The following is a 14,813-nucleotide window of genomic DNA, read 5'->3' as shown; positions in this document are numbered from 1 at the left end:
CGCAGGAGTGTAGAACGCTCAGGCTGCTCCCCCGAGATCCCTCATGTCCCGTTCGCCGGCTCGGCGACCCGCCGTTCCACCGCGTGGCCCCCGGGAAAGGGTCAGGACCTGCTGCAGGTGCGCAGCATGTTGAGGAGGGCGACCTTCTCCTTCCGGGTCACGAAGAGCCGGTAGTGATGCTTCACGGTGATCCATGAGGTCGCGTAACGGCACCAGTAGCCGCGGCGCTGCGGCCGCCAGCTCTGCGGGCCCTGGCCGCCCTTGGCGATGTTGGCGGAGTGGCTGACCGTGACCAGCTCCGGCCGGGTGAGGTCGTTGGCGAAGGCGCGCCGCCGCGCCTGGCTCCAGGTGCGGGCGCCGGTACGCCAGGCGTACGCCAGCGGCACCACATGGTCGACGTCGACCAGCTTCTCGCTTCTCAGCCGTTTGCCGTCGTACGGGCTGTACCAGACGCCCTTGACCGGGTGGCAGGCCGCGTTCCTGCGCACGCCTCGCCCGTCGCGGGACAGCACCGTCTCCCGCGCGTCGCACCTGCCCTTGTGGTGCGCCCACCGGGGCTGGAACCGGCGGTGGCTGTACCCGCGCAGGGATAACGGCCGGGCGACCTTCAGCTGGGCCAGCATCCGGCGGGCCGTCCCCGCGTCGGTCTGGTGCTGCCTGCGGGAGTCGGCCGCCGCCTGCTGGGTGGCGATGACAGCGGTGAGGGGGAGGACGACAAGCGTGAAGACGGCGATGCGGAGCGCCCGCCTCAGGAAGATCATGCTTCCACCCATACCCATGACTCCCCCGTGACTAGAGCGACATCCAAGACATCGAAGGGTGAGACGACCATGGGCCTCCCCTGGTTCGCGCTTTCACCAGGGGTGCGGGGCGTCGGGCGCCGGTCAGAAGCGGGCTCTCCCCTGTTCGGTGTGGCTCATCTCCCACAGGGGCCTGTCGACATGGCGTGCCGTCCAGATCTGTCCGGATGCTTTCGCGCCATGCCGGTCGTACCGCCGCGCGTCCCAGCCGTCCAGGCTGAGCAGCGTGTCCAGCGCCTGATCGTCACGCACGGTCGCGGGACAAATCCGGAGGGAACACGCGCGGAGTAGAATGTGCGGCAAGAGGCGGCCAGGGTGACTGACGCCTACCGGGGCGGGGGCCTGTCTTCCTCTGCATCCACTGCCGCACGTGCTCGATGATCCGGTGAGAGGGCGCCAGTGAGTGATCTCATAGCGATCGCGTACCCCGACCGGGCGGCGGTCGAGCAGGCCGAGAAGCGCCTCCGCCGATCGGGCGCGGAGGGCTCGGTCCAGATCGAGGATCTCGTCGTCATGATCAGGGGCCAGGACGGCAAGATCGAGGTGCAGCAGGGCGGCACCGGCGTCCGCGCGGCGGCCACCGGCGGAGCCCTCTGGGGCGGCATGATCGGCCTGTTGCTCCTGGCGCCGCTGTTCGGCATGGCGGTCGGCGCGGTCGCGGGCGGCACGATATGGAAGAGCACCTTCGGCTCCACCGGCGGGGCACAGGACTTCGTCAACGAGCTCAGCGCGAACCTGCCGCCCGGAAGCGCCGCCCTCATCGTCCTCGTCCGCGACATGACGCCGGAGAAGGTCCTCCCCCTCATCCAGCAGCGCGGGCACGTGATCCGCACGACGCTCAGCGCGGAAGTCGAGGCGCAACTCGAGGCGGCTCTCGCAGCCGCGAAGCCCAACCGCCCGCACGGCGCCGACTGAAAGGGGTGTACGGGAACACCGTCCGGCCGTCACTGACGCTATGACGCCGGAAACCGTCCGTAGCTGACGCTATGGCGCCGGAAACGGCCGGCGGTCCCGCCCCGACCCGGAAACCGGTCGGCGGTGCCGCCGCGACCCGGAATGCGGCCGGCGCTGCCGCCGCGGCACAGACTCGGCCGGCCCGAGCGGGGCGGTCGAGGCCCTGGGCAAGGCCACGCCGAGAGAGGGAGGCTGCCGCTGATGTCATCGCCGTCGAGATTCATGACCGTACGGCAGGCCGCGTTCATCGGCGTCGGCGCCATGGTGGGAGCCGGCATCTTCGCACTCCTGGGTGCGGCCGGCGAGGTGGCGGGGTCGGCCGTGTGGCTGTCGTTCCTCATCGCGGGCGTGGTCGCGGCCCTGCAGGGCTATTCGTTCGCCAAGCTCGGCGCCAAGTACCCCTCGGCGGGAGGCCTGCTCGAGTACGTGGCCAAGGGCTTCGGTGAAGGCCACATCACCGGCATCACCGCCTGGCTCATCTACGTGGCCAACGCCATCGTCACCGCGATGGTGGCGGTGTCGTTCGGCAGCTACGCGAGCGCCATGTTCACCGACGCGAACGCGACATGGGCCAAGGCGTTCTCCGTGCTCATCATCCTGGCGATGACCACCGTGAACATCATCGGATCGACGCTCGTCGCCAAGGCACAGACCGTGATCGTGTACGTCGTCCTCGGAATCCTCGTCGTCTTCGCGGTGGTGACGATCGCCAACATGCGGTTGTCGCTGCTGGCGCCGTCCGGATACCCGCCGCTCCGGGACATCGTCGCCAGCGTCGCGCTGACGTTCTTCGCGTTCCTCGGATTCGGCATCATCACGTTCACGGCCAAGGATCTCGCCGATCCGACACGCCAGCTTCCGAAGGCCATGTACCTCGCCCTCGGGATCGCGACGGTCATCTATGTCGCCATCGCGGTAGGCGTGTTCGGCACGCTCACCGCGGAGGAGGTCATCGCCTCCGGGGGGACCGCGCTCGCCGTGGCCGCCGAGCCGTCCCTCGGTACGGCCGGCTACTGGCTGATGAGCGTGACCGCCCTGTTCGCCACCGCGGGAGCAACCAACGCGGGACTGTACCCGGCACCCGGCCTGTGCGAGCGGCTCGCGCACACGCGGCAGTTCCCGCCGTTGATGGCACGGCGGATCGGCGGACGAGCATCAGCCGGGCTGCTGGTGGAGGCGGCGGTATGCGTGGTGCTCGCCGTCGCTTTCAAACTCGACGCGATCGCCTCCATCGGCAGCGCCGTCGCCCTCCTGGTCTTCATCTTCATCACGGTGGCGCATTTCCGGGTACGGACCCAGACTGGCGCCAACACCCTCGTCCTCGGACTGGCCGTCGCATCAGCCGGCGCCGTCCTGCTGACCTTCGTCTTCACCACGCTCGTGCACGAGCCCGCGTCGATCCTCACGTTGCTGGCCGTACTGGTGGTGAGCGTCGCCCTCGATCTCGGCTGGAAGCACAGGTACACCCACCGGGCAGGCCCGCTGCCGGGGGCGCACTAGGCGCGGGGACATTGCGGTCGCCGGCGTGTGCGGCCGGCCAGGGTTCTCCTGATGCGGGGTCAGGGTCGGGCCCGGGTCGGGCCGGGGGTGATCCCCGTCGAAGCGGGCGAGCCGGGCGGACAGACTCGAACGCACTTGATCACCGTCTTTCGAGTGGAGCTTCCCCCATGCGCCGTTTCTTGGCTCTGTCCTTGGCCGCCGCTGTGACGTTCGGTGCCGTCGCCCCCGCGCAGGCGGCGACCGCCGAGCCCGCCACCGGTCTGGACCGTGCCGCCCTGCGCGAGGCGATCACCGTGCGCCCGTCCGACGGTGCCGCCGGTGTCGTGGCCGAGGTGCACAAGAACGGGCAGACCTGGCGGGGTGCGTCCGGGGACGTCGTCACCGGTAGGCCCATCAGCCGCAACGCTCACTTCAGGATCGGCAGCATCAGCAAGGCCATGGAGGCGGTGATCCTGCTGCAGCTGTCCGCCGAGGGCCGCGTCGACCTGGACCAGAGCGTCCAGCACTACCTGCCCGGGCTACTGCCGGAGGACCGGTTCACCGAGCCGATCAGCGTACGGCAGCTGCTCGACCACACCAGCGGCCTGCCCCACGACTTCGAGGGCGCCCCGGCCACCTCCCCGGACGAGGAGATCGAGCGCCGCCTTGACTACGTCACCTTCGACGAGGTGATCCAGCAGACGCTCCGCCCCGAGGGCCGGCCGGCTCCCGGCCCGCGCTTTCGCCCCGGCACCCGGCAGGAGTACAACTCCTTCGGCTACCGCGTCGCCGGCAAGCTGATCGAGGAGATCACCGGGCATTCCTACCAGTACGAGGTGACCGCCCGCATCGTGAAGCCGCTGGAGATGCGGCAGACCAGGGCCGCCGTGCCGGGCCGCAGCACGCCGATGCCCCGGCCGTACCTGCCCGCCTACCTGCCGAGGAGCAGCGGCGAGCTGGTCGACGTCACCGTGCAGGGCGGGCTGCCGGCCAGCATGACCTCCACGACGGGCGACATGGACCGCTTCATCTCCGGCCTGTTCGACGGCCGGCTGCTGCGCCCGGCACAGGCCGCGGAGCTGTTCACCGTGCCGAAGGGCGCCGACGGCAAGCCGCTGCCGTACGCCGACGGCTCCTACTGCAACACCGGCCCCGGCAAGGGTACGGCCTGCTTCAGCGTCGGCCTGATGTCGGTGCCGCTGCCCGACGGCTCGCTTCTGTGGGGCAAGACAGGCTCCGAGCCGGGTTACCGCAGCGGCGTCTTCGCCGCCCGCGACCTCAGCCTGCGCGCGGTCTACTCGATGGGCACCTCTTCGTCCTCCGGCAACGGCGCCGCTGCGGTGGCCCAGCGTCTGACCCTCGCCGCCCTCGGCAACTGAGCTCACCCGCCGACCGGCGGACCCGACCCGCCCGGCCTGGCACCCGGCCTGGCCTGGCCCGCCTGGCTGGGCCGGCTGGTGCGGCGCTGCGAGCCTGGGTGAGCGCAAAGCGTGCGGATGAAATCGCGCGGCGCGGTGCCGATCTCGTCGGTGAGCCCTCCCGGGTTCCGTGGCCAGGCTCGTGGCCGCAGCCAGGGAACGCATCCGCGTCCTGGCCACCCGGTGCCGACCTGCTCTGCTGCCACGCGATCGGCCTCAGAAATCGTGACGAGTCGATCCGCGCTCGTTGCCGGGGCCTTGCCGGGCGAGCGGAAGGATACAGGTCATGAGCGTTCCAGCTTGTGGTCCGGCACGGCGCACGCTGCTGGCCGGTAGGCGTGCGGGTCGGGGGAGACACCAAGACGGAGAAGTCCCGGCGGACGCTCTCCTCAGGCTGTGTGTGGACGCCCTACGCGGGCACCGGGAGCGGCAGGCGCTCGCCAGGGAGAAGGCGGGGAACCTCTGGCAGGAGAACGATCTCGTCTTCGCGAGCAAGCAGGGGACCGAACTGGATGCGGCCAACGTGCGCCGGGCCTTCCGGGTGATCCTCAAGAGGACCGACCTGGACCCCGACGAGTGGACGCCCCGTGAGATGCGGCACAGCTTCGTCTCGCTGCTGTCGGACTCCGGTGTCGCGCTGGAGAACATCTCCCGCCTGGTCGGCCACAAGGGCACTGTGGTGACCGAGAAGGTCTACCGGAAACAGCTCCGCCCCGTACTCCTGGAAGGGGCTGAGACGATGGACCTGATCTTTTCCAGCAAGGCCAAAAAGGCTTAATTAGCCGATGAACGCGGTCAACCCACCCCACCCGCCCCGCTCCCCTCCGTCTTCACCGGACTGTCGTCCTCAGCACCGGTACGGCGGGCGGGAGCGCGGGCCTGGTCGGCGCCGGTGAACGGCGCTCAGCCGGGGCGTTCCCAAGCATCGCGGCACGCGGCCACACGAACCGGACGGTACGGATTTCCCTACCATCGCGGGCCGGTCATCCCCCTCTGTCGTTGGCCCGCTGGCGGGATTGTTCGCCCAGGTCCGCCTCTCCTAGCGTGGTGACCAGCGCCGATGCGGCGTGAAAGCCCACCAGGAGAAGTAATCACCCATGCGTACCAAGTCCAGGGGCCCCGCCCTCGCCCTCGCCCTCGCCACCGCCGGGCTGGCCCTCGCCGCCGTCCCGGTACACGCCGCGGAGGCTTCCGCTCCGAGCACCGCGGCCTCGCTCCAGAAGTCGATGGACGCGATGATGCGCACCGGTACTGCGGCCGGAGTGCAGGCCAGGCTCAGTGAGGGAGACCGGCAGACCGTCCTGCGCTCGGGAACGGCCACGATCGACGGCAAACGTCCCGTCCCGGCCAACGGGTCGTTCCGCATGGGCAGCGTCACCAAGGTCTTCACCTCGGTCACCGTGCTGCAGTTGGTCGGCGAGGGCCGGATCGGACTGGACGACCCCATCGGCAAGTACCTGCCCGGCCTGTTGCCGCGCGAGAACGACATCACCGTACGAATGATCCTCCAGCACACCGCCGGAATACCCGACTACACCAGCATGAAGGAGTTCCCGACGTCGGACGAGCCGTACCTGAAGCTGCGCTTCACCCGGTTCACCGACGAGGGCATCGTGAAGACCGCGCTGACCAGGCCGCTGGACTTCGAGCCCGGCACGAAGTTCTCCTACTCCAACACCGGCTATGTGGTGGTCGGAATGCTGATCAAGGCGGTGACCGGCCACAGCTGGCAGAGCGAGGTCACCGAGCGCGTCATCAAGCCGCTGGGGCTGCACGACACCTCGGCTCCGACGTACTCCACGGCCATCCCCGGTCCGCACGCCCACGGATACATCAAGAAGAACAACGGCGAGTACGTGGACGTGACCCGGCTCAACCCGAGCATCGCCAGCTCCGGTGGAGCGATGATCACGACCACCGCGGACCTGACGACCTTCCTCAACGGCCTGGTCACCGGCAAGCTCCTCAAGCCCTCCCTGTTCGCCGAGATGCAGAAGACCGTTCCCATCAAGATCCAGCCGGGAGACTACGGCCTCGGCCTGGTCTCCATGTCCACCTCGTGCGGGCGGCGGGTCATCGGTCACAACGGAGGCATCCCGGGCTATCTCACGACCGCCTTCACCACCCTGGACGGCCGCACGAAGCTGGCCCTCTCCGTCAACCAGAAGCAGTCCCAGTCCGACATGGCCGCCTTCAGCAAGATGATCGACTCCGCCTTCTGCCCCTGAGACCGGCCGCACTTGAGACCGGCCGCCCCGGAGACCTGTCCTCTCCTCTCCAGGGCGAGCCCTCACCTCGCTCCGCTTCGCATGGCTGTCATTCCGGCGCCGGTACGGTGGGCAAAGGCGCGGGCCTGGTCGGCGCCCGTGAACGGCGCTCGGCCCGGGAACGTCTCCGGTCCTTCCGGATCTCGAAGTCCATCGCACCCCTTCAAGCTGGGGTGTTGCGGCGACCACTAAAGTCACTCAGTTAGTCACCCGGAAGATCAAAAAGGCCACTTCCTCTAACAGGAAATGGCCTCTGAGCTGTGTGGGGCTACCAGGACTTGAACCTGGGACCTCTTCCTTATCAGGGAAGCGCTCTAACCGTCTGAGCTATAGCCCCGCGCACAAAGAACGTTATCGCATCCGTCAGCCGGAGGCGAACCGGTTGTTCGTACGAGGAAAGCTTACCGTGTCCCGGGCGCTGCTCGCGCCGCGTCCGGGACACGGCAAAGGGTCTACTCGGCCTCGCTGAACGTCACCTCGACGCCGCCCACCAGGTCGGCGGCGATGTTGTAGATGACCGCGCCCAGCGTCGACAGCGCCGTGATCAGCACGACGTTGACCGCGCCGATGAGCGCGGTGTATCCGAGGATCCTGACCGGCTCGAACCACGAGGAGATGTCGAAGTTCCCCGAGTTCTGCCCGTCGGCCTGGGTCAGCTGGTTGACCGTCTGGACGATCGAGTCGAAGACCCCGATGGCCGACAGCACGCCGTACAGGACGGCGACCGCGACGAACAGGATCACGAAGCAGACCAGGGAGACGACGAAGCTGAACTTCATCGCCGACCACGGTTCCACGCGCCGCAGCACCAGGTGCGCCTTGCGAGGCAGGCGGGCCGCCGCTGCGGCCGCCTTCTTCTTCGGCAGCTCGACGGCCGGCGGCGGTGGGGCCTCGGAGGTCAGGGACGGACGGAGACGGACCGTCTCGTTCTTCCGCTCCGACTCGTCCTGGGCCTGGTCCTCCGTGATGTCAAGGACTTCCGTCTCGTTGGGCTTGGCAGGCTTCTGCCCGTTCTCCCGAGACGATGTCGTCTTCGCGGAACCGCCCTGGGCGTTCATGGACTACTCTCCTCCCCCGTCTTCCTCAGCTTCCGCCGAAGTCTCCATCGACTCGGCGTTCCGAGCGAGGGCCACGACGCTGTCGCCTTCGGCGAGATTCATCAGGCGCACTCCCATGGTCTGACGGCCAGACTGCTTGATCTCCCCAGCACTCGTCCGGATCACCCCGCCGTTGGATGTGATCGCGAAGACCTCGTCCTCCGGGTTGACCATGACGGCTCCGACCAGCTTGCCACGAGAGGTAACAATCTTCGCAGTAAGCACGCCCTTGCCGCCACGTCCCTGGACCGGATACTGCTCAACAGCTGTCCGTTTCGCGTACCCGCCCTCGGTGGCGATAAGCACGTCTTCGCCATCACCCATGCGATTCATGGCGAGAAGTTCGTCACCTTCTAGGAATCTCATGCCGATGACACCACTTGTCGCCCTGCCCATGGGGCGCAGCGCGTCGTCGGTGGCGGTGAAGCGGATGGCCTGCGCGCCCTTGGAGACGAGCAGCAGGTCGTCCTGTTCGGAGACCAGCCGTGCGGCGATCACCTCGTCGTCCTCACGCAGGTTGATCGCGATCAGGCCGCCGGACCTGGGGGAGTCGTACTCCGCCAGCCTCGTCTTCTTGACCAGGCCGCTGCGGGTGGCCAGCACCAGGTACGGCGCGACGTCGTAGTCACGCAGGTCGAGGACCTCCATGACGGTCTCGTCGGGCTGCATGGCCAGCAGGTTGGCCAGGTGCAGGCCGCGCGCGTCACGCCCCGACTCGGGCAGCTCGTAGGCCTTGACCCGGTAGACGCGGCCCTTGTTGGTGAAGAACAGCAGCCAGTGGTGGGTCGTGGTGACGAAGAAGTGGTCGACGATGTCGTCCTGGCGCAGCTGCGCCCCGCGCACGCCCTTGCCGCCGCGCTTCTGCGCCCGGTAGAGGTCGGTCTTGGTGCGCTTGGCGTAGCCGCCGCGGGTGATCGTGACGACGATCTCGTCCTCGGCGATGAGGTCCTCGATCGACATGTCGCCGTCGTAGGCGATGATCTCGGTGCGCCGGTCGTCGCCGTACTTGGCGACGATCTCCGACAGCTCGTCGTTGATGATCTCGCGCTGGCGGGCCTGGCTGGCCAGGATCGCGTTGTACTCGGCGATCTGGGTCATCAGGTTGTCGTACTCGTCCTGGATCGCCTGGCGCTCCAGGGCGGCCAGCTTGCGCAGCTGCATGTCGAGGATGGCCTGGGCCTGGACCTCGTCGATGTCGAGCAGCGTCATCAGGCCGCCCTGCGCCTCAGCGGCCGAGGGGGAGCGCCTGATCAGCGCGATGACCTCGTCCATCCGCTCCAGCGCCTTGAGCAGCCCGCGCAGGATGTGGGCGCGCTCCTCGGCCTTGCGCAGCAGGTAGCGGGTCCTGCGGACGATGACCTCGATCTGGTGCGCCACGTAGTGGCGGATGAACTGGTCGAGGCGCAGCGTGCGGGGCACGCCGTCGACCAGCGCCAGCATGTTGGCGCCGAAGGTGTCCTGCAGCTGGGTGTGCTTGTAGAGGTTGTTCAGCACGACCTTGGCGACCGCGTCGCGCTTGAGCACGATCACCAGGCGCTGGCCGACCCGCGAGGAGGACTCGTCGCGGACGTCGGCGATGCCGGTCAGCTTGCCCTCGCGCACCAGCTCGGCGATCTTGAGGGCCAGGTTGTCCGGGTTGACCTGGTAGGGCAGCTCGGTGACGACCAGCGACTGGCGGCCCTTGCCGTCCTCCTCGACCTCGACGACGGCCCGCATGGTGATGGAGCCGCGGCCGGTGCGGTAGGCGTCCTCGATGCCGCGCCGGCCGACGATCAGGCCGTGGGTCGGGAAGTCGGGCCCCTTGACCAGCCCGATGGCCGCCTCGAGCAGCTCCTCGTCGGTGGCGTCGGGGTTCTCCAGGCACCACTTGACGGCCGCGGCGACCTCGCGCAGGTTGTGCGGCGGGATGTTGGTGGCCATGCCGACCGCGATGCCGCCCGAGCCGTTGACGAGCAGCTGCGGGATGCGCGCGGGCAGGACGTCGGGCTCCTGCGACTTGCCGTCGTAGTTGGGACGGAAGTCGACGGTGTCCTTGTCGATGTCGCGCAGCATCTCCATGGCGATGGGCGCGAGCTTGCACTCGGTGTAGCGCATCGCCGCCGCGGGGTCGTTGCCGGGCGAGCCGAAGTTGCCCTGCCCGTCGACCAGCGGGTAGCGCAGCGACCACGGCTGCGCCAGCCGTACGAGCGCGTCGTAGATGGAGGTGTCGCCATGCGGGTGGTAGGTGCCCATGACGTCACCGACGACGCGGGCGCACTTGAAGTAGCCGCGGTCGGGACGGTAGCCACCGTCGTACATGGCGTAGAGCACCCGGCGGTGCACCGGCTTGAGACCGTCGCGGACGTCGGGCAGCGCACGGGACACGATGACGGACATCGCGTAGTCCATGTAGCTGCGCTGCATCTCGGACTGGATGTCCACAGGCTCGATGCGGTCAGCCGGGGGAGTGGTGTTCACTTCCGTCACAGGTGAAGATCCTTTTTTTCTGGTACGGCTACCGCTATACGTCGAGGAAGCGGACGTCACGCGCGTTGCGGATGATGAAGTCGCGCCTGGCCTCGACGTCCTCGCCCATGAGCACGCTGAACAGGTCGTCGGCCTGCGCGGCGTCGTCGAGCGTGACCAGGCGCAGCAGCCGCGTCGCGGGGTTCATCGTGGTCTCCCACAGCTGCCCGGCGTTCATCTCGCCCAGACCCTTGAAGCGCTGGACGTTGTCGCGCGGGCGCGGGTCGGGCTTGCCCGCCGCGATGCCCTCGGCGATGACCGCGTCGCGCTCGGAGTCGGAGTAGGCGTAGGAGGCGTCGTCACCCTTGCGGTCCCACTTGATCTTGTAGAGCGGCGGGCACGACAGGTAGACGTGACCGGCCTCGATCAGCGGCCGCATGAAGCGGAACAGCAGGGTCAGCAGCAGCGTGTTGATGTGCTGGCCGTCGACGTCGGCGTCGGCCATCAGGATCACCTTGTGGTAGCGCAGCTTGGCGATGTCGAACTCGTCGTGCACGCCGGTGCCGAGCGCGGTGATCAGCGCCTGGACCTCGTTGTTCTTCAGGACCTTGTCGATCCTGGCCTTCTCCACGTTGAGGATCTTGCCGCGGATGGGCAGGATCGCCTGGAAGCGGGAGTCGCGGCCGCCCTTGGCGGAGCCGCCGGCCGAGTCGCCCTCGACGATGAACAGCTCGCACTTGTCGGGCTCGTTCCACTGGCAGTCGGCCAGCTTGCCCGGCAGGCCGCTGCCGGACTCCAGCAGCGACTTGCGCCTGGTCAGGTCGCGGGCCTGGCGTGCCGCGAGGCGGGCGCGGGCGGCCTGCAGCGACTTGTTGATGATGTCCTTGGCCTCGCCGGGGTTGCGCTCGAACCAGTCGCGCAGGTGGTCGTTGCAGGCCTTCTGGACAAAGGACTTGGCCTCGGTGTTGCCCAGCTTGGTCTTGGTCTGGCCCTCGAACTGCGGGTCGGCCAGCTTGACCGAGACGATCGCGGTCAGGCCCTCGCGGACGTCCTCACCGGAGAGGTTGTCGTCCTTGCCCTCCTTGAGGAACTTCTGCTCGCGCGCGTAGCGGTTGACGATGGACGTCAGGGCCGCGCGGAAGCCCTCCTCGTGGGTGCCGCCCTCAGCCGTGTTGATCGTGTTGGCGAAGGTGTAGACCGACTCGGAGTAGGAGTTGTTCCACTGCATGGCGATCTCGACGGAGATGCCCTCACCGTGGGCCTCGAAGTCGACGACCGACGCGTGGGCCGGCTCCTTCTTGGAGTTGAGGTGCCTGACGAAGTCGGACAGGCCACCCTCGTAGTGGTAGTGGACCTTGTGGACCTCACCGTTGATGTGGTCGGGCCGCTCGTCGGTCAGCGTGATCGTCAGGCCCTTGTTGAGGAAGGCCATCTCCTGGAAGCGGCGCGAGAGCGTCTCGAAGTTCCACGTGGTGGTCTCGAAGATCGCCGGGTCGGCCCAGAAGGTGATCGACGTGCCGGTCTGGTCGGTGGTCTCGCCCTTGGCCAGCGGAGCCACCGGCTTGGACATCTCGAAGCGCTGGCGCCAGACGTGGCCGTTCTGCTCGACGACGACGTCCATGGCGGTCGACAGCGCGTTGACGACCGCCGAGCCGACGCCGTGCAGGCCGCCGGAGACCGCGTAGGACTTGCCGTCGAACTTGCCGCCCGCGTGGAGCGTGGTCAGCACGACCTCGACCGCGGAGCGCTTTTCCACAGGGTGGATACCCGTGGGGATGCCACGGCCGTTGTCGACGACCCGCACGCCGTTGTCGGCGAGGAGCGTCACGTCGATGCGGTCGGCGTGACCCGCGAGGGCCTCGTCGACGGAGTTGTCGACGATCTCGTAGACGAGATGGTGCAGACCGCGCTCACCGGTCGAACCGATATACATACCCGGGCGCTTGCGGACCGCCTCAAGCCCTTCGAGTACGGTGATTGAGCTAGCGTCGTAGGACAAGTGCGAAATCCTCCTGCCGCGGACACGCGGCCGGGGAGGCGACAACCGCCAGCTGCCCCTGCCGTGCCCGTCACCGTCGTGAGTGCCCCGATGCGCGGTCACCCAGGGGAGTCGGCTCGCATGCCGCGGGTGACACGCAAGCGGACGTGTCCGGAATCCGCTTTCATTCTACCGGCTCTGAGCGCCGAAGGTGGCATCGAACGCGCCTGTGATGCCCTGTAGCTCGTTTTCCCCCCTGTCGAGCATCCCCCCTCTTGGAGGAGGGCCGCTCCCGTCTGCGGCCTTCTGATCGCCCGACGCGGGATTTAGCCGTACGTGTCGCCCGGCCCTCGGCTGCCCGTGACCCGCAGCCCCCCGGACGGCCTCGGCCCGTTCTGCGGGCCTCTGACCTTGACCTTCTTGACCGTTCCAGGGCCGAGCTCCTCGTTCAGCCTGTGGATGAGCGTGCGGGCCAGCAGCCGGACCTGGGTGGCCCAGGCGGTGGAGTCGGCGGCGATGACCACCTCGCCGTCCTCGAACGCCTCCGGTTTGGTGTGCGCGGCCAGGTCGGGACCCACGATGTCGGGCCACCGGCCGAAGACGCCGCCGACCGCGGCCGAGCGCTCCCAGCCGCGGGCGGCCAGCAGGTCGGTGATCGCCTTGCCGAACAGCTGGGGGTCGCCCGCGTCACGCTGGGCCACCGACCGGCGGCGCGGCTCCCGGCGTGGCAGCTGCCCCCGCCTGGCCGCGTCGGCCTTGGCCTGGGCGAGCTTCTCCCTGGCCAGCGCCGCCCCACGGGCGGTCGGGTTGTCGTCACCTGACACGGGTCACGCTCCCCCCTGCTACGTCGAATCGGGCACCGGTCAGCTCCCTCGGCACGTCGTCGGCCACCGCCGCGGTGATCAGCACCTGCTCGGCGGGCGCGACGATCTCGGCCAGCCTGCGCCTGCGTTGGCTGTCGAGCTCGGCGAAGACGTCGTCGAGGATCAGGACGGGATCGCCGCCGTCGGCACGCAGCAGGTCGTAGGCGGCCAGCCGGAGCGCCAGCGCGAACGACCACGACTCGCCGTGGCTGGCGTAGCCGCGCGCGGGCAGGTCGCCGAGGCCGAGAACGAGGTCGTCGCGGTGCGGGCCGACCAGGGTGACGCCGCGCTCAAGCTCGGCCTCGCGGACCTCGATCAGCCGCTCTTTCAACCTCGACTCAAGGGTTTTCCCCAGGCCTGTGGATAACGTGTGTGCATCGGGAGATCCGGCTTCACCGGCCTCTTCGCCGTCCACGGCATCCCCGCCTGTGGACAACGTGCTGCGATAGGCCAGTCGCGCGGGAGCGCTCGTGGGCGCCAGCGAAGCATAGGCGGAGGCGACCAGTGGCCGCAGCGCTTCGATCAGATCGAGTCTGGCGCGCAGCAACTCCGCGCCGTGCCGGGCGAGGTGCGCGTCCCACACCTCCAGCGTGCTCAGGACGTCTCCCGCGCCCGCCGCGGCGAAGGCCGCCTCCCGCTCCGCCCTGCGCCCGCCACCGCGCCCCCTGCGCGCCTGGGCGGCCGTACGCAGCAGGGCGCCGCGCTGCTTCAGCACCCGGTCGTAGTCGGCCCTGACCCCGGCGAAGCGGGGCGCGCGAGCCACGAGCAGGTCGTCGAGGAAGCGTCTGCGCTCGCCCGGGTCGCCCTTGACGAGCGCGAGATCCTCGGGGGCGAAGAGCACCGTGCGGAGCAGCCCGAGGACGTCGCGGGGCCGGGAGACGGGGGAGCGGTTGAGCCTGGCCCTGTTGGCCCTGCCCGGGTTGATCTCCAGCTCGATCAGCGCGCGCCGGTCGTCCCTGTGGACGGCGCAGCGGATGATCGCCCTGCTGGCGCCCTGCCGGACGAGAGGGGCGTCGGTGGCCACCCGGTGGCTGGAGTGCGTCGCCACGTAGCCCATGGCCTCGACGAGGTTGGTCTTGCCCTGGCCGTTGGGACCGACGAACGCCGTGACGCCCGGCTCCAGGCCGAGCTCCACGGAGGCGTAGGACCGGAAGTCGGTCAGCGACAGGTGGGCGACGTGCACCCCACGAAGGTTAGTGGGCCACACCGACCACTGGGGTCACCGTCGGGCTCCCCTGTGGAAAACCGATATGGCCCGCCGCACCCTGTGCACAACCTGCCGCGCCCGGTGGATCCCTGTCCACATCCCGGCGCGCCCTGTGGACGAACCGGGGGAGCGAACGGGATACCGGGTTACTCGGCTTCCTTCGGCGGGACGACGTCGGCGCCGGGGGAGTCGGCGCCCTTCGCGTGGGCGCCCGCCTCCGAGACGACCGCGTGCCCGCCGAACTGGTTGCGCAGCGCCGCGACCATCTTCATGGCCGGCGAGTCGTCCTGCCGCGAGGCGAACCG

General features: G+C 68.9%; 12 protein-coding genes, 1 tRNA gene and 1 pseudogene. 5 read left to right on the top strand and 9 right to left on the bottom strand.

What is annotated here, in order from left to right:
• Positions 1-101: 101 nt before the first annotated feature.
• Entirely contained in the window at positions 102-761 is a 660-nt protein-coding gene (locus tag ABZX22_RS33005; protein WP_354916742.1) for an HNH endonuclease family protein, read from the bottom strand.
• Between the two features lie 123 nt (positions 762-884).
• On the bottom strand, positions 885-1,052 hold the full coding sequence (locus ABZX22_RS33000; RefSeq protein ID WP_354916740.1) for a hypothetical protein: 168 nt from the start codon (positions 1,050-1,052) through the stop codon (positions 885-887).
• A gap of 147 nt (positions 1,053-1,199) precedes the next feature.
• Here ABZX22_RS33000 and ABZX22_RS32995 point away from each other — a divergent pair, with 147 nt between their 5' ends.
• From ABZX22_RS32995 to ABZX22_RS32975, 5 genes are all read left to right on the top strand, one after another.
• Positions 1,200-1,715 (top strand): DUF1269 domain-containing protein, encoded by a 516-nt coding sequence (locus tag ABZX22_RS32995; RefSeq protein ID WP_354916738.1) that lies wholly within the window; start codon positions 1,200-1,202, stop codon positions 1,713-1,715.
• 240 nt (positions 1,716-1,955) lie between these two features.
• Positions 1,956-3,254 (top strand): APC family permease, encoded by a 1,299-nt coding sequence (locus ABZX22_RS32990; RefSeq protein ID WP_354916735.1) that lies wholly within the window; start codon positions 1,956-1,958, stop codon positions 3,252-3,254.
• 167 nt (positions 3,255-3,421) lie between these two features.
• A complete protein-coding gene (locus ABZX22_RS32985; protein WP_354916732.1) occupies positions 3,422-4,612 on the top strand; it encodes a serine hydrolase domain-containing protein in 1,191 nt (396 codons plus the stop codon).
• Between the two features lie 439 nt (positions 4,613-5,051).
• The gene (locus ABZX22_RS32980; protein WP_354916730.1) at positions 5,052-5,429 is read left to right on the top strand and encodes a tyrosine-type recombinase/integrase; all 378 of its coding nucleotides are present in this window, start codon (positions 5,052-5,054) and stop codon (positions 5,427-5,429) included.
• 319 nt (positions 5,430-5,748) lie between these two features.
• Complete coding sequence (locus ABZX22_RS32975; protein WP_354916728.1) at positions 5,749-6,879, top strand: serine hydrolase domain-containing protein; 1,131 nt, start codon at positions 5,749-5,751, stop codon at positions 6,877-6,879.
• Between the two features lie 302 nt (positions 6,880-7,181).
• Here the strand turns inward: ABZX22_RS32975 and ABZX22_RS32970 are convergent.
• From ABZX22_RS32970 to ABZX22_RS32940, 7 genes and pseudogenes are all read right to left on the bottom strand, one after another.
• A tRNA-Ile gene (locus ABZX22_RS32970) sits at positions 7,182-7,255 on the bottom strand.
• A 115-nt stretch (positions 7,256-7,370) separates the two neighbouring features.
• A complete protein-coding gene (locus tag ABZX22_RS32965) occupies positions 7,371-7,976 on the bottom strand; it encodes a DUF3566 domain-containing protein (RefSeq protein WP_354916724.1) in 606 nt (201 codons plus the stop codon).
• A gap of 3 nt (positions 7,977-7,979) precedes the next feature.
• Positions 7,980-10,481 (bottom strand): DNA gyrase subunit A, encoded by a 2,502-nt coding sequence (gyrA, locus tag ABZX22_RS32960; protein ID WP_354916722.1) that lies wholly within the window; start codon positions 10,479-10,481, stop codon positions 7,980-7,982.
• A gap of 34 nt (positions 10,482-10,515) precedes the next feature.
• On the bottom strand, positions 10,516-12,459 hold the full coding sequence (gyrB, locus tag ABZX22_RS32955; protein WP_354916719.1) for a DNA topoisomerase (ATP-hydrolyzing) subunit B: 1,944 nt from the start codon (positions 12,457-12,459) through the stop codon (positions 10,516-10,518).
• A 305-nt stretch (positions 12,460-12,764) separates the two neighbouring features.
• Positions 12,765-13,262 carry a DciA family protein gene (locus tag ABZX22_RS32950; protein WP_354916716.1) on the bottom strand — a complete coding sequence of 166 codons (498 nt, stop codon included), beginning with the start codon at positions 13,260-13,262 and terminating at the stop codon, positions 12,765-12,767.
• Positions 13,252-14,484, bottom strand: a complete 1,233-nt coding sequence (gene recF / locus ABZX22_RS32945; RefSeq protein ID WP_354916713.1) for a DNA replication/repair protein RecF — start codon at positions 14,482-14,484, stop codon at positions 13,252-13,254. Before recF ends, ABZX22_RS32950 begins: the two co-directional genes overlap by 11 nt.
• A 170-nt stretch (positions 14,485-14,654) precedes the next feature.
• Positions 14,655-14,813: pseudogene (locus tag ABZX22_RS32940) on the bottom strand (6-phosphogluconate dehydrogenase); the annotation flags it as partial.

Source organism: Nonomuraea sp. NPDC003804 (genome assembly GCF_040610675.1).
In the GTDB taxonomy this organism is placed as follows: Bacteria; Actinomycetota; Actinomycetes; order Streptosporangiales; family Streptosporangiaceae; genus Nonomuraea.
This window is presented reverse-complemented; position numbering and strand designations above follow the sequence as displayed.